General features: G+C 74.3%; 19 protein-coding genes and 1 pseudogene. 18 read left to right on the forward strand and 2 right to left on the reverse strand.

Annotated elements, in window-relative coordinates; genetic code table 11:
- Positions 1 to 4: 4 nt before the first annotated feature.
- The 8 genes from CP974_RS21825 to CP974_RS21860 all read left to right on the forward strand — a co-directional run bounded on the left by CP974_RS21825 (position 5) and on the right by CP974_RS21860 (position 6,448).
- The gene (locus CP974_RS21825; protein WP_031130964.1) at positions 5 to 1,006 is read left to right on the forward strand and encodes an ABC transporter ATP-binding protein; all 1,002 of its coding nucleotides are present in this window, start codon (positions 5 to 7) and stop codon (positions 1,004 to 1,006) included.
- Positions 1,003 to 2,166, forward strand: a complete 1,164-nt coding sequence (locus CP974_RS21830) for an ABC transporter ATP-binding protein (RefSeq protein WP_031130966.1) — start codon at positions 1,003 to 1,005, stop codon at positions 2,164 to 2,166. The genes CP974_RS21825 and CP974_RS21830 overlap by 4 nt, the downstream gene beginning before the upstream one ends.
- Positions 2,167 to 2,695: 529 nt before the next feature.
- Positions 2,696 to 3,376, forward strand: a complete 681-nt coding sequence (locus CP974_RS21835) for a trimeric intracellular cation channel family protein (protein WP_031130968.1) — start codon at positions 2,696 to 2,698, stop codon at positions 3,374 to 3,376.
- A gap of 26 nt (positions 3,377 to 3,402) precedes the next feature.
- On the forward strand, positions 3,403 to 4,230 hold the full coding sequence (locus CP974_RS21840; protein WP_031130970.1) for a thioesterase family protein: 828 nt from the start codon (positions 3,403 to 3,405) through the stop codon (positions 4,228 to 4,230).
- 218 nt (positions 4,231 to 4,448) lie between these two features.
- Positions 4,449 to 4,631, forward strand: a complete 183-nt coding sequence (locus CP974_RS21845) for a hypothetical protein (RefSeq protein ID WP_031130973.1) — start codon at positions 4,449 to 4,451, stop codon at positions 4,629 to 4,631.
- Between the two features lie 12 nt (positions 4,632 to 4,643).
- Positions 4,644 to 4,955 (forward strand): hypothetical protein, encoded by a 312-nt coding sequence (locus CP974_RS21850; protein ID WP_031130975.1) that lies wholly within the window; start codon positions 4,644 to 4,646, stop codon positions 4,953 to 4,955.
- Positions 4,956 to 5,036: 81 nt separating this feature from the next.
- Positions 5,037 to 6,200, forward strand: a complete 1,164-nt coding sequence (locus tag CP974_RS21855) for a cysteine desulfurase family protein (RefSeq protein ID WP_031130977.1) — start codon at positions 5,037 to 5,039, stop codon at positions 6,198 to 6,200.
- Between the two features lie 53 nt (positions 6,201 to 6,253).
- A complete protein-coding gene (locus CP974_RS21860) occupies positions 6,254 to 6,448 on the forward strand; it encodes a hypothetical protein (protein ID WP_031130979.1) in 195 nt (64 codons plus the stop codon).
- 130 nt (positions 6,449 to 6,578) lie between these two features.
- Here CP974_RS21860 and CP974_RS21865 read toward each other — a convergent pair whose 3' ends face one another.
- The gene (locus CP974_RS21865) at positions 6,579 to 7,310 is read right to left on the reverse strand and encodes an N-acetylmuramoyl-L-alanine amidase (RefSeq protein ID WP_031130981.1); all 732 of its coding nucleotides are present in this window, start codon (positions 7,308 to 7,310) and stop codon (positions 6,579 to 6,581) included.
- Positions 7,311 to 7,370: 60 nt separating this feature from the next.
- Here CP974_RS21865 and mnmA point away from each other — a divergent pair, with 60 nt between their 5' ends.
- Entirely contained in the window at positions 7,371 to 8,504 is a 1,134-nt protein-coding gene (mnmA, locus tag CP974_RS21870; RefSeq protein WP_031130984.1) for a tRNA 2-thiouridine(34) synthase MnmA, read from the forward strand.
- A gap of 79 nt (positions 8,505 to 8,583) precedes the next feature.
- Here the strand turns inward: mnmA and CP974_RS21875 are convergent, their stop codons facing one another.
- Positions 8,584 to 8,910, reverse strand: coding sequence for a DUF427 domain-containing protein (locus CP974_RS21875; protein ID WP_031130986.1), 327 nt, complete (start codon positions 8,908 to 8,910; stop codon positions 8,584 to 8,586).
- A 227-nt stretch (positions 8,911 to 9,137) separates the two neighbouring features.
- Here CP974_RS21875 and CP974_RS21880 point away from each other — a divergent pair, with 227 nt between their 5' ends.
- The 9 genes and pseudogenes from CP974_RS21880 to CP974_RS21920 all read left to right on the forward strand — a co-directional run bounded on the left by CP974_RS21880 (position 9,138) and on the right by CP974_RS21920 (position 22,090).
- Positions 9,138 to 9,854, forward strand: a complete 717-nt coding sequence (locus CP974_RS21880) for an SDR family oxidoreductase (protein WP_031130987.1) — start codon at positions 9,138 to 9,140, stop codon at positions 9,852 to 9,854.
- Entirely contained in the window at positions 9,851 to 10,864 is a 1,014-nt protein-coding gene (locus CP974_RS21885; RefSeq protein ID WP_031130989.1) for a methionine synthase, read from the forward strand. Before CP974_RS21880 ends, CP974_RS21885 begins: the two co-directional genes overlap by 4 nt.
- Before the next feature lie 13 nt (positions 10,865 to 10,877).
- The gene (gene ligA, locus CP974_RS21890; RefSeq protein ID WP_031130991.1) at positions 10,878 to 13,082 is read left to right on the forward strand and encodes an NAD-dependent DNA ligase LigA; all 2,205 of its coding nucleotides are present in this window, start codon (positions 10,878 to 10,880) and stop codon (positions 13,080 to 13,082) included.
- A 232-nt stretch (positions 13,083 to 13,314) separates the two neighbouring features.
- Positions 13,315 to 15,420, forward strand: a pseudogene (locus CP974_RS21895) (putative bifunctional diguanylate cyclase/phosphodiesterase); the annotation flags it as partial.
- A 347-nt stretch (positions 15,421 to 15,767) separates the two neighbouring features.
- The gene (gene gatC / locus CP974_RS21900) at positions 15,768 to 16,064 is read left to right on the forward strand and encodes an Asp-tRNA(Asn)/Glu-tRNA(Gln) amidotransferase subunit GatC (protein WP_031130853.1); all 297 of its coding nucleotides are present in this window, start codon (positions 15,768 to 15,770) and stop codon (positions 16,062 to 16,064) included.
- 5 nt (positions 16,065 to 16,069) lie between these two features.
- Positions 16,070 to 17,569 (forward strand): Asp-tRNA(Asn)/Glu-tRNA(Gln) amidotransferase subunit GatA, encoded by a 1,500-nt coding sequence (gene gatA / locus CP974_RS21905; protein WP_031130854.1) that lies wholly within the window; start codon positions 16,070 to 16,072, stop codon positions 17,567 to 17,569.
- Positions 17,566 to 17,805 carry a hypothetical protein gene (locus CP974_RS21910; protein ID WP_031130855.1) on the forward strand — a complete coding sequence of 80 codons (240 nt, stop codon included), beginning with the start codon at positions 17,566 to 17,568 and terminating at the stop codon, positions 17,803 to 17,805. Before gatA ends, CP974_RS21910 begins: the two co-directional genes overlap by 4 nt.
- Before the next feature lie 16 nt (positions 17,806 to 17,821).
- On the forward strand, positions 17,822 to 19,336 hold the full coding sequence (gene gatB, locus CP974_RS21915; protein WP_031130857.1) for an Asp-tRNA(Asn)/Glu-tRNA(Gln) amidotransferase subunit GatB: 1,515 nt from the start codon (positions 17,822 to 17,824) through the stop codon (positions 19,334 to 19,336).
- Between the two features lie 339 nt (positions 19,337 to 19,675).
- Positions 19,676 to 22,090, forward strand: a complete 2,415-nt coding sequence (locus CP974_RS21920) for an MMPL family transporter (RefSeq protein ID WP_037937664.1) — start codon at positions 19,676 to 19,678, stop codon at positions 22,088 to 22,090.
- Positions 22,091 to 22,113: the final 23 nt, after the last annotated feature.

A 22,113-nucleotide genomic window follows, 5' to 3' on the forward strand; every position in this document is an offset into this window, starting at 1 on the left:
TGCCATGCCACTGCTCACAGTTGACGAACTGACCGTCACCTTCGGCGGACGCGGGCGCAAGCCCTCCACGGCGGTCGACGGCGTCTCCTTCACCGTCGACCAGGGCCAGGTCGTCGGCCTGGTCGGCGAGTCCGGCTGCGGCAAGTCCGTGACCTCCCTCGCCCTGATGGGTCTGCTCCCGGCCAAGGGCGTCACCGTCGGCGGGCGCGCCGTGTTCGACGGCGAGGACCTGCTCTCCATGAGCCCGCGGAAGCTGCGCGACATGCGCGGCAGCAAGCTCGCGATGATCTTCCAGGACCCGCTGTCCTCGCTGAACCCGGTCATCCCGATCGGCGTGCAGGTCACCGAGATCCTCCAGCGGCACCGCGGCCTGAAGGGCGAGCCCGCCCGCAAGGAGGCCGCGCACCTCCTCGACCGGGTGGGCATCCCCGACCCGGCGCGGCGCCTCAAGGAGTACCCGCACCAGCTCTCGGGCGGCATGCGGCAGCGCGCCCTCATCGCCATGGCGGTGGCGTGCGCCCCGCGCCTGCTCATCGCCGACGAGCCCACGACGGCGCTCGACGTGACGATCCAGGCGCAGATCCTGGAGCTGCTGAAGGAGCTCGTGGACCAGGAGGGCACCGCCCTGCTGATGATCACCCACGATCTGGGGGTCGTCGCCGGGCTCTGCGACGAGGTGAACGTGCTGTACGCGGGGAAGGCGGTGGAGTCCGCGGGCCGCCGCGAACTGTTCGCCCACCCCACGCACCCGTACGCGCACGGCCTCCTCGGCTCCATCCCCCGTCTGGACGCCCCGCGCGGTGAGCCGCTGAACCCCATCCGCGGCTCCATCAACGACAAGATCGCCTGGGCGGACGGCTGCGCCTTCGCGCCCCGCTGCGACCACTACACCCTGGAGTGCCTCACCGGCACGCCCCCGCTGACCGAGCCGCGCACCGAGGGCCACCGGGTGCGCTGCGTCAACCCCGTGCTGCCCGACGCACCGGCCGAGGAGGTACCGGCATGAGCCTGCTCGAACTGGACGGGGTGAAGGTCCACTTCCCCGTCAAGAGGGGTCTCCTCTTCGACCGCACGGTCGGTCACGTCTACGCCGTCGACGGCGTCTCGCTGAAGGTCGAGGCCGGCCAGACGTACGGCCTCGTCGGCGAGTCCGGGTGCGGCAAGACGACGCTGGGCCGGGCCGTGCTGCGGCTGGTCGACGTCACGGACGGCGAGGTCGTCTTCGACGGCACCGACCTGGCGAAGCTGCCCGAGGAGGAGATGCGGAGGTTCCGGCGCCGCCTCCAGATGGTGTTCCAGGACCCGCTGGGCAGCCTGAACCCGCGCCAGAACATCGAGTCGATCCTCTCCGAGGGGATGCTCGCGCACGGCATCGGGGCCACCCAGGAGGAGCGGCGCGAGAAGATCAAGGCGATCCTCCAGCGGGTCGGCCTGCCGGCCAACGCGCTGTCGCGCTACCCGCACGAGTTCTCCGGCGGCCAGCGCCAGCGCATCGGCATCGCCCGCGCCCTGGTGCTGGAGCCGGACGTCATCATCTGCGACGAGCCGGTGTCGGCGCTGGACGTGTCGATCCAGGCGCAGGTCGTCAACCTGCTGGAGGAGCTCCAGGAGCAGCTCGGCCTCACCTATCTGGTGATCGCCCACGACCTGGCCGTCGTCCGGCACATCTCGGACGTCATCGGCGTGATGTACCTGGGCTCCCTGGTGGAGGAGGCGCCGAGCGACGCGCTGTACGCGGCGCCGAAGCACCCGTACACCAGGGCGCTGATGTCGGCGGTGCCGGTGCCGGACCCGGAGGTGGAGGACCGGCGCGAGCGCATCCTGCTCCACGGGGACCTGCCGTCCCCGGCGAACCCGCCGACCGGGTGCCGCTTCCACACCCGCTGCCCGTGGGCGCAGGCGCGGTGCGCGGCGGAGCGGCCGGAGCTGGTGGACGCGGGCGAGGGGCACAAGGTGGCGTGCCACTTCACGGCGGAGATCGAGTCGGGCGAGCTGCCGCTGACCCGGCCGACGGACCTGGCGGCGGTGGTCGCGGCCGAGGTGCCCGCGCCGACCGCGTCCCCGGAGGGGGCGACCGACCCGGGCAGCCCGGAGGGCGCCGGGGGGCCGGAGGTTGCGACGGACGCGAAGGTCGCGACGGACGCGGCGGGCGAGAAGGACGCGTAGGACGTGCGGGGCGCGACGGGCGGCGGGCGCGAAGGGAGTGGGGAGCTGACCGGAGCGGCGGGCGCGAAGGCGTCCTGACGCCCCCGTCCTGACGCCCCCGCCCTGACGCCCCGGACCGGGTCCCGGCCCTCGGGTCCCGAACCGGCTCCCGGCCTTGGGCCCCCGAACCGGGGCCCGAGGGCCGGGGCTCCGGTGCCGCATGGGCCTCGGCCCCGGCTCTCCGGTCGCGACCGGGCTCCGGTACCCGGCCCCGGCTCCCCGGTCCCGTATCCGCCCCGCCCCGCCGACCCGGCCACGCGACGGCACGCCCGCCGCCCGGCCGGGGCGGCGGCCAGGGCCCGAGCGGCACCGGACCGTACCCGCCCGGCCGGCGCGAGGGCGTCAGCCACCCGCCCGTACCGCCCGGCTCGGCACGCGGGTGCCGGGGGTCCCTGCGTGCCCCCGCACCGGCGCGCCGGTGCGGGGGCCGCCCGCGTACGGGCGCGCGGGCGGTTGTCCCGTGACGTACCGGACGGGGTAGAACTGTCCGGTGCTCCAGGACCTGTTCACGCCCTCCGTCCTCCACTCCCTCGACCTGGCGGGCATCTTCGTCTTCGCCATCTCCGGCGCCCTCCTCGCCGTGCGCAGGAACTTCGACGTCTTCGGCATGGCCGTCCTCGCCGAGGTCACCGCGCTGGGCGGCGGGCTCTTCCGCGACCTGGTCATCGGGGCGGTCCCCCCGGCCGCCTTCACCGACCTCGGCTACTTCCTCATGCCGCTCGTCGCCACGGTGCTCGTCTTCTTCCTGCACCCGGTCGTGGAGCGCACCCAGGCCGCCGTGAACGTCTTCGACGCCGCCGGGCTGGGCCTCTTCTGCGTGGCCGGGACGACCAAGGCGTACGAGTACGGGCTCGGCCTCACCCAGTCCGCCGTGCTCGGCCTGGCCACCGCCGTCGGCGGCGGCGTGCTGCGCGACGTCCTCGCGAACGAGGCGCCGTCGCTGCTGCGCTGGGACCGCGACCTCTACGCCGTGCCCGCCATCGTCGGCTCCACGCTGGTCGTGCTCTTCATCCGGTTCGAGATGCTGAACCCCTTCACCAGCGCGCTCGCCGCCCTCGCCGCGTTCCTCCTGCGCCTGCTCGCGCTCCGCTACCGCTGGCGCGCGCCGCGCGCGTGGAACCGGCGCTCCACGGCCGTCGAGCGCCCCGACGAACAGAAAGCTACCGCTTAGTAGTTTGCTGTTGTACGGTGCTGGCCATGGACAGCAGCAGTCAGTTCGACCGCGACACCGCGGTGAACCTCCGCGCCCCGGGCGTCTACGACACGACCCTCTCCGCCGACTGGACCATCTTCGGCGTCGTCAACGGCGGCTACCTGCTCGCCCTGCTGGGCCGCGCCCTCGGCGAGGCGCTGCCGCACCCCCACCCCCTCACCGTCTCGGCCTACTACCTGGCCCCCTCGCTGCCCGGCCCCGCGGTGATCCGCACCGAGACCGTCCGCGCCGGCCGCACCCTGTCGACCGGTCAGGCGTCCCTCTTCCAGTACGCGGAGGACGGCACCGAGACCGAGCGCATCCGCGTGCTGGCCGGCTACGGCGACCTCGACGCGCTCCCCGAGGACGTCCGCACCAGCGCCAAGCCGCCCGCCCTCCCGCCGTACGAGCACTGCTTCGGGCCGGCCGACGCGCCCGCCCCGCTGCCCGGCTCCGCCGAGATCACCCGGCTCCTCGACATCAAGCTGGATCCGGCCACCATCGGCTGGGCGGTCGGCGACCCGTCCGGCAAGGGCGAGGTGCGCGGGTGGTTCGGGCTGGCCGACGGGCGCGACCCCGACCCGCTGTCCCTGCTGCTCACCGTCGACGCGCTCCCGCCGACCGCCTTCGACCTGGGCCTCAGCGGCTGGACCCCGACCGTCGAACTGACCGCGCACATCCGCTGCCGCCCCGCCCCCGGCCCGCTGCGGGTCTCCATCACCACCCGCAACCTGGCCGGCGGCTTCCTGGAGGAGGACGCCGAGGTCTGGGACAGCGCCGACCGCCTGGTCGCCCAGTCGCGCCAGCTGGCCCGCGCCCCGCGCGCGTCCTGACCGGCCCGGTCGATCGGGGATCGGCAGGGAGTCTTCGGGGCGCGGGCCCGCGGAGCGGGGCCCGCGGCGTGGGCGGCCGGGGTGCGCGTCCGTGCTCCACCGCGCCCCCGGACCCATGGCGCGCAAGCGCGGCCGTGTGCCCGGAGCGTCCCGGGGTAGGCGCGACTAGACTGACCGGTCAGTGCATAGTTGTCCGCTCCGCCCCGGGAGGCAACCCGATGCTCTTCCTCGCCGCCGCCCTGCTGCTGCTCGGCACCCTCATGGGGACGGCCGCGTTCATCCCGCCGACGGCCACCGCCGCGGGTGCCGCCGCCATCGCCGTGTGGCTCCTCGTCTTCGCCGTGCGCGAGCGCACCGCCCGCCCCCGCCGCGCCGGCTCACAGGCCGCCCGGGAGCACTGACGGGAGGCCGCGATGAATCCCGCCGCTCTCCCGCGCCGCGCCGCCGGCACCGGTGCCGGGCCTTCACGCGACGCCGGCACCGCGCGCCCGCGCCGCGACGCCGACGGCATGGCCGTCGCCTCCTTCGTGCTGGGCCTCGTCGGCCTCCTCGTCCTGAACGCCCTGCTCGGCCCCATGGCCCTCTGCCTCGCCGTGCTGGCCCTGCGCCGCGGCACCCGGCGGCGCGGACGGGCGCTTCTCGGCCTCGCCCTCGGCGCCGCCGACCTCGCCCTGCTGGCCGTCCTCGCCGCCGCCAGCGGCACCGTCTCCTGGCACCTAAGCTGACGGGCCCGTCCGGCCGGCCGGCGGTCTGGCCGTATCCGCCCCGTCGGGCCGCCGCCCCGGACTCGTAGAATCGGGGGCACCATGGCCTACCTCGACCACGCCGCGACCACTCCGATGCTCCCGGAGGCGGTCGAGGCGATGACCGCCCAGCTCACCGCCACGGGCAACGCCTCGTCCCTGCACGCCGCCGGACGGCGGGCCCGCCGTACCGTCGAGGAGGCGCGCGAGGCGCTCGCCGAGGCACTCGGGGCGCGCCCCAGCGAGGTGGTCCTCACCTCCGGCGGCACCGAGGCCGACAACCTCGCCGTCAAGGGCCTCTACTGGTCCCGCCGCGCCGCCGACCCGCGCCGCGTCCGCGTCCTGACCAGCCCCGTCGAGCACCACGCCGTCCTCGACGCCGTCCACTGGCTCGGCGACCACGAGGGCGCCACCGTCGAGTACCTCCCCGTCGACCACCACGGCCGCGTGCACCCCGAGGCGCTGCGCGAGGCCATCGCCCGCGACCCCGGCAGCGTCGCCCTCGCGACCGTCATGTGGGCGAACAACGAGATCGGCACCCTCATGCCGATCGCCGAACTCGCTTCCGCGGCGCGCGAGTTCGACGTGCCGCTGCACTCCGACGCCGTCCAGGCCGTCGGCCAGGTCCCGGTCTCCTTCGCCGAGTCCGGGCTCGCCGCCATGACCGTCTCCGGCCACAAGATCGGCGGCCCGTACGGCATCGGGGCCCTCCTCCTCGGCCGTGCCCACAGCCCCGTGCCCGTCCTCCACGGGGGCGGGCAGGAGCGCCACGTCCGCTCCGGCACCCTGGACGTGCCCGCCGTCGCCGCCTTCGCCGTGGCCGCGCGGATCGCCACCGAGCGCCGCGAGCACTTCGCCCGCGAGGTCGGCGCCCTGCGCGACGCGCTGGTCGCCGCCGTCCGCGCCGCCGTCCCCGACGCGGTCCTCGGCGGGGACCCTGAGGACCGGCTCCCCGCCAACGCCCACTTCAGCTTCCCCGGCTGCGAGGGCGACTCCCTGCTGCTGCTCCTCGACGCGCAGGGCATCGAGTGCTCCACCGGCTCCGCCTGCACCGCGGGCGTCGCCCAGCCCAGCCACGTCGTCCTCGCCACCGGCACCGACCCGGCCCTGGCGCGCGGCACGCTGCGCTTCACCCTGGGCCACACCTCCACCCGCGCCGACGTCGACGCCCTCGCCCGCGCCATCGGCTCCGCCGTGGAGCGCGCCCGCACGGCCGGCCTCAGCTGAACGGTTTCCCCGAAACGCTCCCGCCGGTCCGGACCGTGGTCCACCATGTCCCCATGACGATGGATCGCATCAGCGCGGCAGTCTCCGCCCTCGGCGTCGTCGCCGGCACGCTGGTGCTCCTCGTGGCCTTCGACCAGTACCGCGCGGGGGAATCGGCCGGCTGGGTCGCGCTGGCCGCCGCGGTCCTCCTCGCCTCCCTGTACGCGCTCGTGCGGGACGTACGACGGCTGCGGAGGCCCTCGGCCTGACCGGGGCGCCCGGCGGTCCGCGGCCGTACGCACAGCCGTCCACGCCGGCCCGCGGTCCCGGTCCCGGCCCCCGCGGTCCCGGCAGGCCCACCGCCCCCGCCCCCGGCAGGCGCCCGCCGCCCCGGCCCCCTCAGCCCTCCCGCGCCGCCGCGCGGGACGCCGGGGCGGAGGACGACGCGGACGGGGGAGTCGACGGGGACGGCCGCGGGCTCGCCGCCGCGCGGCGGACCAGCTCCATGTACCGGTCCCAGTCCCAGTGCGGCCCCGGATCGGTGTGGTCCGTGCCCTCCACCTCGACATGGCCGATGACGTGCTCCCGGTCGACCGGTATGCCGTACCGGGCGCATATGCCCGCCGTCAGCCGCGCCGACGCCGCGTACATCTCGGGCGTGAAGTCCTGCGGCCGGTCCACGAAGCCCTCGTGCTCGATGCCGATGCTCCGCTCGTTCATGTCCCGGTTCCCCGCGTGGAACGCCACGTCCAGCTCCCGGATCATCTGCGCCACCCGGCCGTCCTTGCCGACCACGTAGTGCGTCGCCGCGCCGTGCCCCGGGTTCTTGAAGACCCGCAGCGCCGTCGCGTAGCTGCCCTGCACGACGTGGATCACCACCCGGTCGATGCCGAAGTCGTCCGGCCGGTCCGCCCGCCGCCAGTTCGCGCGCGCCGCCGCCGTCCACACCGCGCCCGCGTGGTCCAGCTCCCCCTCCACCCGCCGCCTCTCCGTGCCCGGCAGCCGCCACCACAGGCGGCGCAGCTCGTCCCAGCCCGCCACCGCCGCGCCCGCCGCCGCCGCGCCGCCGCCGATCAGCAGGGCACGCCGCCCCACCCGCCGGGTCTCGCCCCGGCCCTCGTCTTCGCCCATACGGGGAGAACGCTCACTCCCGCGACGACGGTTCCCGGCGCCCCGTACCCTGGTACGGCTATGACTGAGACCTCCCCGCGCCCGCTCCGCGTCCTCGCCGCCATGTCCGGCGGCGTCGACTCCGCCGTCGCCGCCGCCCGTGCCGCCGAGGCGGGCCACGACGTGACCGGGGTGCACCTGGCGCTCTCCGCCAATCCGCAGTCCTTCCGCACCGGCGCCCGCGGCTGCTGCACCGTCGAGGACTCCCGCGACGCCCGCCGCGCCGCCGACGTGATCGGCATCCCCTTCTACGTGTGGGACCTCGCCGAGCGCTTCCGCGAGGACGTGGTGGAGGACTTCGTCGCCGAGTACGAGGCGGGCCGCACGCCCAACCCCTGCCTGCGCTGCAACGAGAAGATCAAGTTCGCCGCGCTCCTCGACAAGGCCCTCGCCCTGGGCTTCGACGCGGTCTGCACGGGCCACTACGCCAAGGTCGTCACCCTCCCCGACGGCTCGCGCGAACTGCACCGGGCCTCCGACACGGCCAAGGACCAGTCGTACGTGCTGGGCGTGCTGGACGAGCGGCAGCTCGCCCACGCGATGTTCCCGCTGGGCGACACCCTCACCACCAAGGACGAGATCCGCGCGGAGGCCGAGCGGCGCGGCCTGGCCGTCGCGAAGAAGCCGGACAGCCACGACATCTGCTTCATCGCGGACGGCGACACCCAGGGCTTCCTGGCCGCCCGGCTGGGCAGGGCCGAGGGCGACATCGTCGACGAGGCCGGCAACCGCCTCGGCGGCCACGACGGCGCCTACGGCTTCACCATCGGCCAGCGCAAGGGCCTGCGCATCGGCCACCCGGCACCCGACGGCAAGCCCCGGTACGTCCTGGACATCTCACCGGTGGACAACACCGTCACCGTGGGCCCCGCCGAGGCGCTGGACGTCACCGCGCTGACGGCGATCAGGCCCCGCTGGTGCGGCCGCGCCCCCGAGGGCCCCGGCACGTACACGGCGCAGCTGCGCGCGCACGGCGGGGAGACGGAGGTGACGGCCGCGCTGGAGGGCGACGAGCTGAGGGTCGCCTTCACGGAGCCGGTCCGCGGCGTCGCCCCCGGCCAGGCGATCGTCCTGTACGACGGCACCCGCGTCGTCGGCTCGGCCACCATCGCCACCACCACCCGCCGCGACCGAACGACCGCCCCCACGGCCTGACGGCGCCGTCCCCGCCGCCCCCGCCGCTCCCGTCGGCGGCCGTGCGGTGCCGGTCCGGCGGCCGGACGACTCGGCCGGGTCAGTCCTCGTCCTCGTCGTAGAAGCAGAAGTACCCCGCGATGGAAGCGACTTCGGGCTTGGGGTCGGGGTACGCCCAGACCGCGTCGGGGCGGCCCGGCAGGGACCAGTAGGACGCCGTCCCCTTGAACGGGCAGTACGTGTGCCGCTCCGACGGCACCAGCAGGTCCGTGCGCACGTCCTCGGGCGGCAGGTACAGCCGTACCCGGCAGCCCGTCTCGCGCAGGGCCAGGGCGCGGTCGGTCCGTGCGACCGGCTCGCCGTCCCGTACGACCCGGACCGGCCCGTCGGCCGGCTCGATGGTGATGCGGTGCCCTGAAGAGGTCATACCCGGGCAACGGCCGGGAGCCGGGCGCTGTTCCCGGTCGGTGCGTACGGCGGCCGGACACCGGACGGGCGCCCGCCGACCGGCCCGCGCCCGGCGCCCCCAGGCCCGGCCCGCGGCACGGCCCGCGGCACGGCCGTCCGGCGCCCCCGGCCCCGGGCCGCGGTGCCCGTCCGCCCGCGACCCTCCGGGTGCCGGTGGGCGCGCGGGCGGGTGCGAGCATGGCACCCATGACCACACACCTGATCACCGGCGCGGGCTCCGGCATCGGCGAGGCCGTGGCGCGCCGCCTCCACGCGCGCGGGGACGACCTGATCCTGCTCGCCCGCGACGCCGGACGGGCCAGGGAGCTGGCCGAGCTGTACCCGGGCGCCCGCACCCTCGTCGGGGACCTCGCCAACCCGGACCGGCTGTCCTGGGCCTTCTCCCACCAGCAGCTGCCCGACCGGCTCGACACGCTGCTGCACATCGCCGGGGTCGTGGACCTCGGCCCGGTCGGCGAGCTGACCACCAAGGCGTGGCGCTCCCAGCTCGACGTCAACCTGGTCGCCCCCGCCGAGCTGACCCGGCTGCTCCTGCCGCAGCTGCGGGTCTCGCAGGGGCACGTGGTGTTCGTCAACTCCGGCGCCGGGCTCCGCGCGAACCCTGACTGGGCCGCGTACGCCGCGTCCAAGCACGGGCTGAAGGCCCTCGCGGACGCCCTGCGCGCGGAGGAGCGGCCGCACGGCGTGCGCGTCACCTCCGTGTACCCGGGCCGTACGGCCAGCCCCATGCAGGCCAAGGTCCACCAGCAGGAGGGCAGGGAGTACGACACCTCCGGGCTCATGGACCCCGACTCGGTCGCCACGGCCGTGCTGACCGCCGTGGACCTGCCGCGCGACGCGGAGATCCAGGACCTGACCGTCCGGCCGGGGCCGGCGCCCCGGCCGCGTACCCTTCCCGGGTGAGCGAGAACAACCACAGCGACGACATCAACTGGGGCCCGGCCACGGGGGTCGGGTCGATGCCGGGCGGCGACGCGCGCGAGGCCGCCAGGACCGTGACCGGGTCCTTCGAGGACTTCGTCCACCTGCCCGAACTGCCCGCGCGCGGGCCCGGCGCGGACATGGTCGGCCGCACCCTCGGGCTGCTGGTCGAGGTCTACGCGCGCGTGGAGCCCAGCGGGTGGCGGGTCGGCGACCGGCCGGGCCGCGACACCCGCCGCTCCCACGCGTGGCTGCGGGAGGACCTCGACGCGCTGGAGGAGTACACGCAGGGGTACTCGGGCGTGCTGAAGGTCCAGGCCGTGGGCCCGTGGACGCTCGCCGCCGCGCTGGAGCTGCGGGGCGGCGAGGCCGCCCTCGGCGACGCCGGGGCCTGCCGGGACCTCGCCGCGTCGCTCGCGGAGGGCCTGCGCGGGCACCTCGCGGACGTGCGCCGCCGGGTGCCGGGCGCCCGCGTCGTGCTCCAGCTCGACGAGCCGTCCCTCACCGCCGTGCTGCGCGGGCGGGTCAGGACCGCGAGCGGCTACCGCACCCACCGGGCCGTCGACCGGCAGGTCGTGGAGGGCGCCCTGCGGGACGTGCTCGCCGCCCACGACGGGCCCGCCGTCGTGCACTCCTGCGCCCCCGACGTGCCGTTCGCGCTGCTGCGCCGGGCCGGTGCCGCCGCCGTGTCGTTCGATTTCGGGCTCCTCACCGAGCGTGACGATGAGGCGATCGGCGAGGCGGTCGAGGGCGGTACGACGCTGTTCGCCGGCGTCGTGCCGTCCACCGACGCCGCGTTGTCAGACCCTGCCGGTAGCGTCATGGGGGTCAGGACGCTGTGGCGCAGGCTGGGGCTGAATCCGGGGAGTCTGGCCGACTCCCTGGTGATCACTCCCACGTGCGGGCTGGCGGGTGCCTCGCCCGCGTACGCCCGCCGCGCGCTGGCGCACTGTGTCAAGGCGGCGAAGTCCCTCGCGGACAACCCTGAGTAACGGGAGGATCGACGTGGCTGTCGAACAGCACGACCAGCGCGACGCGGTACCGGCGGAGGCGCGGGAGGAGCACGCCCGCCTGGCGGAGGAGGTCGAGGAGCACCGCTTCCGGTACTACGTGAAGGACCAGCCGGTCATCAGCGACGCCGAGTTCGACGGGCTGCTGCGCTCCCTGGAGGAGCTGGAGGAGCGGTACGCGGAGCTGCGGACGCCCGAGTCGCCCACCCAGAAGGTCGCGGGGACGTACGAGACGGAGTTCACGGCCGTCGCGCACCGGCAGCGGATGCTCTCCCTGGACAACGTCTTCGACGACGCGGGCCTGGCCGCCTGGGCCGAGCGGGTGGGGCGCGACGTCGGTTCGCCGGAGCACCACTTCCTGTGCGAGCTGAAGGTCGACGGCCTCGCCGTCAACCTGACGTACGAGAAGGGCCGGCTCACGCGCGCGGCGACCCGCGGCGACGGCCGCACGGGCGAGGACATCACGCCGAACGTCCGCACGATCTCCGACATCCCCGACCGGCTGAAGGGCGACCGCGTCCCGGACCTCGTGGAGATCCGCGGCGAGGTGTACTTCCCGATGGAGAAGTTCGAGGAGCTGAACGCCCGTCTGGTCGCCGCCGGCGACAAGCCCTTCGCCAACCCGCGCAACGCCGCCGCCGGGTCGCTCCGCCAGAAGGACCCCCGCGTCACGGCCACGCGCCCGCTCCACATGGTCGTGCACGGCATCGGCGCGCTGGAGGGCCTGACCCTCGACCGGCTCTCCGAGGCGTACGAGCTGCTGCACACGTGGGGCCTGCCCACGGCCCGGCACAACCGCGTGGTCGACGGCATCGACGGCGTGCGGGAGTTCATCGCGTACTACGGCGAGAACCGCCACTCGGTGGAGCACGAGATCGACGGCGTCGTCGTCAAGCTGGACGAGATCCGCCTCCAGGGCCGCCTGGGCTCCACGTCCCGTGCCCCGCGCTGGGCGATCGCGTACAAGTACGCGCCGGAGGAGGTCAACACCAAGCTGCTCGACATCCGCGTCGGCGTCGGCCGCACCGGCCGCGTCACGCCGTACGCGCAGGTCGAGCCGGTGACGGTGGCCGGCTCCGAGGTCGAGTTCGCCACGCTGCACAACCAGGACGTGGTGCGGGCCAAGGGCGTCCTCATCGGCGACACGGTGGTGCTGCGCAAGGCCGGAGACGTCATCCCGGAGATCCTCGGCCCGGTCGTGGACCTGCGGGAGGGCGGCGAGCGCGAGTTCGTCATGCCCGCCGAGTGCCCCGAGTGCGGGACGCCGCTGAAGCCCATGAAGGAGGGCGACGTCGACCTGCGCTGCCCGAACGCCCGCACGTGCCCGGCCCAGCTGCGCGAACGGCTGTTCTACCTGGCGGGGCGCCGCTGCTTCGACATCGAGAACTTCGGCTACGTCGCCGCCGCCGCGCTCACCCGGCCGCTGGAGCCCGCCGAGCCGGCGATCACGGACGAGGGCGACCTGTTCGACCTCGACCCGGAGAAGCTGCGGCACATCAAGGCGTACGTCCTCGACCAGGACAGCGGGCTGCCCAAGCGCGACCCGAAGACCGGCGAGGAGAAGGTCGTCACCGTCTTCGCCAACCAGCAGGGCGAGCTGAAGAAGAACGCCCAGGCGATGCTCGCCAACATCGAGGCGGCCAAGACCCGCCCGCTCGCGCGCGTCATCACGGCCCTGTCGATCCGCCACGTCGGCCCGGTCGCCGCCGAGGCGCTGGCCCGCGAGTTCCGCTCCCTCGACCGCATCGAACAGGCGGACGAGGCGGAGCTGGCCGCCGTCGACGGTGTCGGAGGCGTCATCGCCGCGTCGCTGAAGCAGTGGTTCGCCGAGGACTGGCACCGCGAGATCCTGCGCAAGTGGCGCGCCGCCGGCGTCCGCATGGAGGAGGAGGGCGGAGGAGAGGACGAGGGCCCGCGCCCGCTGGAAGGGCTCACCGTCGTCGTCACCGGCACGCTGCAGAACCACACGCGGGACGGCGCCAAGGAGGTGCTGCAGAAGGCCGGGGCGAAGGTCACCGGCTCCGTCTCCAAGAAGACGGCGTTCGTCGTCGTCGGGGAGAACCCGGGCTCCAAGTACGACAAGGCGATGCAGCTGAAGGTCCCGGTGCTCGACGAGGCGGGCTTCGCCGTCCTGCTCGAACAGGGGCCCGAAGCCGCCCGCGCGGTCGCCGTCCCGGTCGAACAGGAGACGGAGGGCTGAGCCGAACAGGCTGGAAAACGTCACCCGTTCAGCGCATATCAGCTGGATAAGGGTGGCCGGGGCGCATTCGGGCAAGAGCTGTAGAGCGCTGCCCGTCAACGCCCTCCGCGGCCTACTGTGGTGATGTGCGCCTGTCGTGCACGGCCGCGTCGGGGAAGTCCAGTCGTGGTGGAACGGCAACAGGCCATCACGAGGCAGAGGCAACGGCACCGCCGGCTGTGAGAGGGACGGAATGAAACCGACCGAGAGTGCCGACCCGGTCGCGCGTCCGCGTGCGCGTGCCCGAGCGGGGTGCGCGGCGGCCCGCGACCGCGTCCTCGCCCGGCTGCCCGCCGTCGTCGTGACCCTCGCGGGCATCGCGCTCGCCTCCGGCTTCTACCGCGCCGTGAGCCAGGGCCACGCCCTGTTCCCCGGCGGGACGACCGGCTGGTCCCTCGCCGTCCTCACCGGCATCGTGGTCGGCCACCTCGTGGCCCTCGGCCGCGACCGCTGGTGGGGCGGCACGGGCTCCGGCGCCGCCCTCACCCTCGCCGTGCTGATCCTGTACGGCTGGGTGCCCGCCGGCCTGGTCAGCCTCGCCGTCGTCGTCCTCGTCGGCGCCGCCCGCCGGCACCGCTGGCGGCAGGGTGTCCTGCACGGCGCCGCCGACGTGCTCGGCATCGGCGGCGCCGCGCTCGTGCTGGCCGCCTTCGGCGCCGTCCCGTCGGTCGAACGGCCCTGGCAGCCACTCGAATGGGGGATCGCCGCCGTACCGGAGGTCGCCCTCGCCGCCGGGACGTACCTGGTGGTGACCCGGCTCCTGCTGTGGTACACGCTCTCCCCGCCGGGCGGCACCCTGCCCACGGCCGCCCGCACGGCCCTGCTCCGGCAGGGCCTCGTCGCCGTCGCCCTGCTCGGCATCGCGCCGCTGATCTGCGTCGTCGCCGTCTCCCTCCCGGTCCTGCTGCCGCTGTTCGCGGTGCCCTTAATCGCGCTCGACTCCACCCTCTGGATCGCCCGTGCCCGCGCCGAGGAGCAGCTCCGCGACCCGCTCACCGGCCTCCCCAACCGCCAGTGGCTGCTCGAACGGACCTGGGCGGCCCTGGAGGCCGCCGAGGCCGACGGCCGGCGCAGCGCGCTCGTCCTCATCGACCTCGACCGCTTCCGGTCCGTCAACGACACGCTCGGCCACCTCGCCGGCGACCGGCTCCTCCTCCAGATCGCCGAGCGGCTGCGCCTCGCCCTCCCGCGCGGCGCGGAGGCCGCCCGGCTCGGCGGCGACGAATTCGCCGTTCTCCTCCCGGTGGCCGATTCCACGACCAGCGCCCAGCGGGTCGCCCGCCACCTCGCCGCCGACCTCTCCTCCCCGCTCGACCTCGACGGACTCACGCTCGTCCTGGAGGCCAGCGCGGGCGTCGCCGTCTTCCCCGACCACGCCCTCGACGCGGAGGGGCTCCTCCAGCGCGCCGACGTGGCCATGTACCAGGCGAAGCGCGACCGCACCGGCGTCGAGGTGTACGAGTCCAAGCGGGACTCCAACACGCCCGACCGGCTCGGCCTCCTCGGCGACCTGCGCCGCGCCCTCGACGCGGGCGAGGTGGAGCTGCACTACCAGCCCAAGGTCCGCTTCGACGGCCACGTCGCCGGCCTGGAGGCGCTGGTCCGCTGGGTCCACCCGGAGCGCGGCCGCGTCCCCCCGGACGAGTTCATCGCCATCGCCGAGTCCTCCGGCCTGATGCCCCACCTCACGGAGTACGTCCTGGAGACGGCCCTCGGCCAGGTCGCCCGCTGGCGCGCCCAGGGCCTGGAGGTCCCCGTCGCGGTGAACGTCTCCCCGCGCGACGTGCACAGCCCCGGCTTCGCGGGGGCCGTCGCCGCCCGCCTGGCCCGCCACAACGTGCCCGCCGCCGCCCTCCAGCTGGAGATAACGGAGCACGTCCTGCTGGAGGACCCGCAGCGTGCCGCCGACACCCTCGCCGGGCTGACGGGTCACGGCGTGAAGATGTCCCTGGACGACTTCGGCACGGGCTACTCGTCCCTGGTCCACCTGCGCCGCCTCCCGGTCAGCGAACTGAAGATCGACCGCTCCTTCGTGGCCCGCCTCGCCGTCGACACGGAGGACGCCGAGATCGTCCGCTGCACCGTGGACCTGGCCCACTCCCTCGGCCTGCTCGTCGTCGCCGAGGGCGTGGAGGACGACGAGACCTGGGAGCGCCTGCGCGACCTGGGCTGCGACGCCGTCCAGGGGTGGCTGGTCGCCGCCGCGATGCCGCCCCACGAGACGACCGCCTGGCTGCGCGCCCGCGGGGTGCACCGCAGGCGCCCCGCCGCGGCGCTCCCGCCCGGCCACGCCGCCGACCGCCCGCCCGGCCACGCCCCGGACCGCCCGCCCGCGCACGCCGCCGACCACCCGTCCAACGGCGCACCCGGCCACGCGTCCGCCCACCCCCCGGCGCACGCTCCGACCCACCCCTCCGGCCACCCCGCCACCCACCCCTCCGCGCACCCCTCCACCCACCCCTCCGGCCATCCCACCGGCCACGCGCCCGGCCACTCCACGGGCCGGCCGTCCGGTCACCCGGTCACCTGACGGGACCCGAGCCGGGACGGGTACCCGCGGAGGGCGGGCAAACCGTTTCACGGGCATCGCGGCGCGCCCCATAGGATTGGGCCAAAACCCAATCACTCACCCCTGAGGATCGCTGCATGCCTGGCATCACGCGCGAGGAGGTCGCCCACCTCGCCCGGCTGGCGCGTCTGGAGCTGAAGGACGAAGAGGTCGACCACTTCGCCACCCAGCTCGACGACATCATCGGCGCGGTCGCCCGCGTCTCCGAGGTCGCCGACCAAGACGTCCCGCCGACCTCCCACCCGCTGCCGCTGACCAACGTCATGCGCGCGGACGAGGTCCGTCCGTCGCTCACCCCCGAGCAGGCGCTCTCCGGCGCGCCCGCCCAGGAGAAGCAGCGTTTCAAGGTGCCGCAGATCCTCGGGGAGGACTGACCGACATGACGGACAGCACCATCATCAAGCTCACCGCGGCCGAGCTCGCGGCGAAGATCGCCGCCGGCGAACTCACCGCCGTCGAGGTCGCCGAGGCGCACCTCGCCCGCATCGAGGCGGTCGACGAGAAGGTCCACGCCTTCCTGCACATCGACCGCGAGGGCGCCCTCGCGCAGGCCCGCGCCGTCGACGAGAAGCGCGAGCGCGGCGAGGAGCTGGGCCCGCTCGCCGGCGTCCCGCTCGCCCTGAAGGACATCTTCACCACGAGCGACATGCCGACCACCGTCGGCTCGAAGATGCTCGAAGGCTGGATCCCGCCGTACGACGCGACGCTCGTCGCCCGGCTGCGCGCCGCCGACGTGGTCATCCTCGGCAAGACCAACATGGACGAGTTCGCCATGGGCTCCTCCACCGAGAACAGCGCCTACGGTCCCACCGGGAACCCGTGGGACCTGACCCGCATCCCCGGCGGCTCCGGCGGCGGCTCCTCGGCCGCCCTCGCCTCGTACGAGGCGCCCCTCGCCATCGGCACGGACACCGGCGGCTCCATCCGCCAGCCGGCCGCCGTCACCGGCACGGTCGGCGTCAAGCCGACGTACGGCGCGGTGTCCCGCTACGGCATGGTCGCCTTCTCCTCCTCGCTCGACCAGGGCGGCCCCTGCGCCCGCACGGTCCTCGACGCGGCCCTGCTCCACGAGGTGATCGCCGGGCACGACCCGATGGACTCCACCTCCATCGCCGCGCCCGTCCCGCCGGTCGTCGAGGCCGCCCGCAGCGGCAGCGTCCAGGGCATGCGGGTCGGCGTCGTCAGGCAGTTCCGCGGCGAGGGCTACCAGGCCGGCGTCGTCCAGCGGTTCGACGAGGCCGTCGAGCTGCTGAAGGAGCTCGGCGCCGAGATCGTCGAGCTGGACTGCCCCTCCTTCGACCTGGCGCTCTCCGCGTACTACCTGATCGCGCCCTCCGAGTGCTCCTCCAACCTCGCCCGCTTCGACGGCCTGCGCTACGGCCTGCGGACCGGCGACGACGGCACGCGCTCGGCGGAGGAGGTCACCTCCCTCACCCGCGAGGCCGGCTTCGGCGACGAGGTCAAGCGCCGCATCATGCTCGGCACGTACGCGCTCAGCTCCGGCTACTACGACGCGTACTACGGCAGCGCCCAGAAGGTCCGCACGCTCATCAAGCAGGACTTCGACAAGGCGTTCGAGCAGGTGGACGTGATCGTCTCCCCGACGACCCCGACCACCGCCTTCCCGATCGGCGAGCGCGCCGACGACCCGATGGCGATGTACCTCGCCGACCTGTGCACCATCCCCACCAACCTGGCCGGCAACGCGGCCATGTCGCTGCCCTGCGGGCTGGCGCCGGAGGACAACCTGCCGGTCGGCCTGCAGATCATCGCCCCCGTCATGAAGGACGACCGCCTCTACCGGGTGGGCGCCGCCGTCGAGGCCGCCTTCGTGGAAAAGTGGGGCCACCCGCTGCTCGAGGAGGCTCCGTCGCTGTGAGTGCACTGTCCAAGGCCAAAGGCTTCCGTAGCTCGAAGTCCGGTCTCTACATCTCGATGGCCACGTCCGCGTTCGGCGCGGTCGGCGTGGTCAAGCAGATCAAGAAGGCCCGTGGCGAGAGCGACATGCTCCGGCTCGTCGACGCCGTCGTCACCGGCGTCGCCGTCGTCACCAACCTCGCCATCCTCTACCGCGAGGTGAAGCGCCTCGGCGACGACGACGTCCTGCTGGGCTGAGAAGGAAGTTTTCACCGTGACCACCACGACCGACCTGGTGTCGTACGAGGACGCTCTCGCGACGTACGACCCCGTCATGGGCCTTGAGGTCCATGTCGAACTCGGCACCAAGACCAAGATGTTCTGCGGCTGCTCCACCGAGCTGGGCGCCGAGCCGAACACCCAGACCTGCCCGGTCTGCCTCGGCATGCCCGGCGCGCTGCCCGTCGTCAACGCGACCGGCGTCGAGTCCGCGATCAGGATCGGCCTCGCACTGAACTGCGAGATCGCCGAATGGTGCCGTTTCGCCCGGAAGAACTACTTCTATCCGGACATGCCGAAGAACTTCCAGACCTCCCAGTACGACGAGCCGATCGCCTTCAACGGCTACCTGGACGTCCAGCTGGAGGACGGCGAGGTCTTCCGCGTGGAGATCGAGCGCGCCCACATGGAGGAGGACACCGGCAAGTCGACCCACGTCGGCGGCGCCACCGGCCGCATCCACGGCGCGTCCCACTCGCTGCTCGACTACAACCGCGCCGGCATCCCGCTGATCGAGATCGTCACCAAGCCGATCGTCGGCGCAGGCGACCGCGCCCCCGAGGTCGCCAAGGCGTACGTCGCCGAGCTGCGTGCCCTCATCCGCGCCCTCGGCGTCTCCGAGGCGCGCATGGAGATGGGCCAGATGCGCTGCGACGTCAACCTGTCGCTGCGCCCCATCGGCACGGAGAAGTTCGGCACCCGCAGCGAGACGAAGAACGTCAACTCGCTCCGGTCGGTCGAGCGGGCCGTGCGCTACGAGGTCCAGCGGCACGCCGCGGTCCTCATCGGCGGCGGCACGATCGTGCAGGAGACCCGCCACTTCCACGAGGACGACGGCTCCACGACGTCCGGCCGGGTCAAGGAGGAGGCGGAGGACTACCGCTACTTCCCCGAGCCCGACCTCGTGCCCGTCGCCCCGTCCCGCGAGTGGGTCGAGGAGATCCGCGCCGGGCTCCCCGAGCTGCCGCGCGTGCGCCGCAACCGGCTGCGCGAGGAGTGGGGCGTGACCGCACTGGACATGCAGTCCATCCTCAACGCGGGCGCGCTCGACCTGATCACCGCCACGATCGACGCGGGCGCCCCGGCCGACCAGGCCCGCAAGTGGTGGATGGGCGAGCTGTCCCGGCACGCCAACGAGACCGGCACGTCCCTGGACGAGCTGGCGATCACCCCGGCGCAGGTCGCCCGGGTGGCCGAGCTGGTGTCCCGCGGCGACCTCAACGACAAGCTGGCCCGCCAGGTCATCGAGGGCGTCCTGGTGGGCGAGGGTGACCCGGACACCGTCGTGGAGAAGCGCGGCCTGAAGGTCGTCTCCGACGAGGGCGCCCTGGGTGCCGCCGTCGACGAGGCCATCGCCGGCAACGCCGCCATCGCCGACAAGATCCGCGGCGGCAAGGTCGCCGCGGCCGGCGCGCTGGTCGGCGCGGTCATGAAGGCCACGCGCGGCCAGGCCGACGCCGCGCGGGTGCGCGAGCTGATCCTGGAGAGGCTGGGCGTCACCGAGGGCTGACGACCGGCCCCGCACGGCGTACGAGGGCGGCGCACCGGCACCGGTGTGCCGCCCTTCCGCGCGCCCGGCGCCCTCCTGCCAGCCCGTCGCCGTCCTGCGGGCCCGCCGCCCTTCCACGGGCCCGACGTCGCCCTCGTGCGTCCCCGGCGGCCCGCCGCAGGCTCCGCGTCCGCGCGTCGCGGTGCCGCTGTTCCCGCGGTCCCGCCTCTGTGAGTAACCCCACGAAACGGACAAAGGATCTCTTTTCGCTGCAAGAGTTGTTCCCGTCGCGGTCGTGCGTTCCTCCGGGAAGTTCCCGGTGTCGCGGAAGCAGGACCCCCCTATCAGGGAGCGAAGCCCTTGGCAGCCATCGCCCGCTGGTGCGTGCGCCACCGAATCGTCACCGTACTGCTGTGGCTCGCCGCGCTCGTCGGCGTCACGGTCGCCTCCGCGGTGGCCGGGTCCGCGTACTCCAACGACTACGAGGTGCCGGGCACCGAGTCCGGACGCGCCACGGCCGTGCTCCAGGAGGCGTTCCCCGGCCGCGGCGGCGACAGCGCCACCGTGGTGTGGCACACGGAGAGCGGCGACGTACGCGGCGGGGACGTCGAGCGGCGCGTCACGGCCCTGCTCGACGACGTCCGGAGCCTGCCCGGCGTGGCCGCCGTGACCGGCCCGTACGGCCCCGCGCAGCCCGCCGCGGCGGACGCCCCCGCCGGCGACCCCGCCCAGGCCCGCACCGGCGCCGAGGGCACGGCCCGGGCGCAGGGCACCGCCCCGCAGGAGGCTCAGGGCCAGAACACCCAGGCCCAGAGCGAACAGTCCCAGAACGCCCAGGCCCCGGGCGGGGCCCAGAGCGCTCGGGACCAGGCCGCCGCCGGGACCGCCGCCGAGGCCGCGAGCAACCAGATCAGCGCCGACGGCCGCACCGCCTACGCCACCGTCACCTTCGACGGCCTCGCCGAGGACATACCCGAGACCCAGGCCCGCGCCCTGGTCGACACCGTGGGCGCCGCCTCCGGCGACGGCCTGGACGTCGAGGTGGGCGGCACGGTCGCCACCCTCGCCAAGGGCGGCGGCTCCCACACCGCGGAGATGGTCGGCGTCGCCGTCGCCGCCGTCGTCCTCTTCCTGGCCTTCGGCTCCCTGGCCGCGAGCGTCCTGCCCATCGCCACCGCACTCGTCAGCGTCGGCACCGCGTACGCGGGGATATCCCTGCTCGGCCATGTGATGACCGTGGCGGACTTCGCCCCGATGCTCGGCCTGCTCATCGGCCTCGGCGTCGGCATCGACTACGCGCTGTTCATCGTCACCCGCCACCGCAAGGGCCTCAAGCGGGGCCTCGGCGTCGCGGAGGCCGCGCGGAACGCGGTCGCGACCACCGGCCGTGCCGTCGTCTTCGCCGGGGCCACCGTCTGCATCGCCCTGCTCGGGATGCTCATCCTGCGCCTGAACTTCCTCAACGGCGTCGCCGTCGCCGCCTCGCTGACCGTCGTCCTCACCGTCGCCGCGTCCGTCACGCTGCTGCCCGCCCTGCTGTCCCTCATCGGCATGCGCGCCCTGTCCCGCCGCGAGCGCCGCCGCCTGGCCGAGCACGGCCCGGAGCCGGAGGTGCCGACCGGGTTCGCCGCCCGCTGGTCCGCGTTCGTGGAGCGCCACCCGAAGAAGCTGGGCGCCGTCGCCGCCGTCGTGATGCTGGTCCTCGCCCTGCCGACGCTCTCCCTGCGCCTGGGCACCTCCGACCAGGGCAACGACCCCGCGTCGACGACCACCCGGCAGGCCTACGACATGCTGGCCGACGGCTTCGGCCCCGGCGTCAACGGCCCCCTCACCCTCGTCGCCGAGATGGAGGGCGCGAACGACCGCCTGGCCCTGAACCAGCTGTCCGACCAGCTCCGCGCGACGCCCGGCGTCGAGTCGGTCGGCCCCGTCGCGTACGGGGGCGGCGACACGGCGGTCCTCACCGTCGTACCGGACTCCGCGCCCCAGTCGCAGCAGACCAGCGACCTGGTGGACCGGCTGCGCTCCGACGTGCTGCCCGCCGCCGAGTCCGGGACCTCCCTCGACGTCCACGTGGGCGGCATCACGGCCGCGTACGACGACTTCGCGCAGGTCATCATCGGCAAGCTGCCGCTGTTCGTCGGCGTGGTGATCGCGCTCGGCTGCGTCCTGCTGCTGCTCGCCTTCCGGTCCGTCGGCATCCCGCTGAAGGCCGCGGCGATGAACGTGGCGGCCGTCGCGTCGGCCTTCGGAGTCGTGGTGGCCATCTTCCAGTGGGGCTGGGGCAGCGAGCTGCTCGGGCTCGGGCGGGCCGGACCCATCGAGCCGTTCCTGCCGGTGATCGCCGTGTCCGTGCTGTTCGGGCTGTCCATGGACTACCAGGTGTTCCTGGTCAGCCGGATGTACGAGGAGTGGCTGGAGACCGGCGACAACCGGCGGGCGGTCCGGGTCGGGCTCGCCGAGACCAGCCGGGTGATCAACTCCGCCGCCGTCATCATGATCGCCGTGTTCCTGGCGTTCGTCCTCTCCGGCGACCGGGTGATCGCGATGTTCGGCATCGGGCTCGCCGCGGCCGTCGCCCTGGACGCGTTCGTCCTGCGGACCCTGCTCGTACCGGCCCTGATGCACATGCTCGGCGGCGCCAACTGGTGGCTGCCCCGCTCGCTCGACCGCTGGCTGCCGCGCATCAGCATCGAGGCGCCGGAGAGCCGCGAGCCCGCTCGTGCGAGGATCGCCCCGCAGCGCGCGAGCGGCGAAGGGGAGCTCGTGCCGTAGGCCCGCCGCACCGGCGGGGGAGG

Source organism: Streptomyces fradiae ATCC 10745 = DSM 40063 (assembly GCF_008704425.1).
Lineage (GTDB): Bacteria > Actinomycetota > Actinomycetes > Streptomycetales > Streptomycetaceae > Streptomyces > Streptomyces fradiae.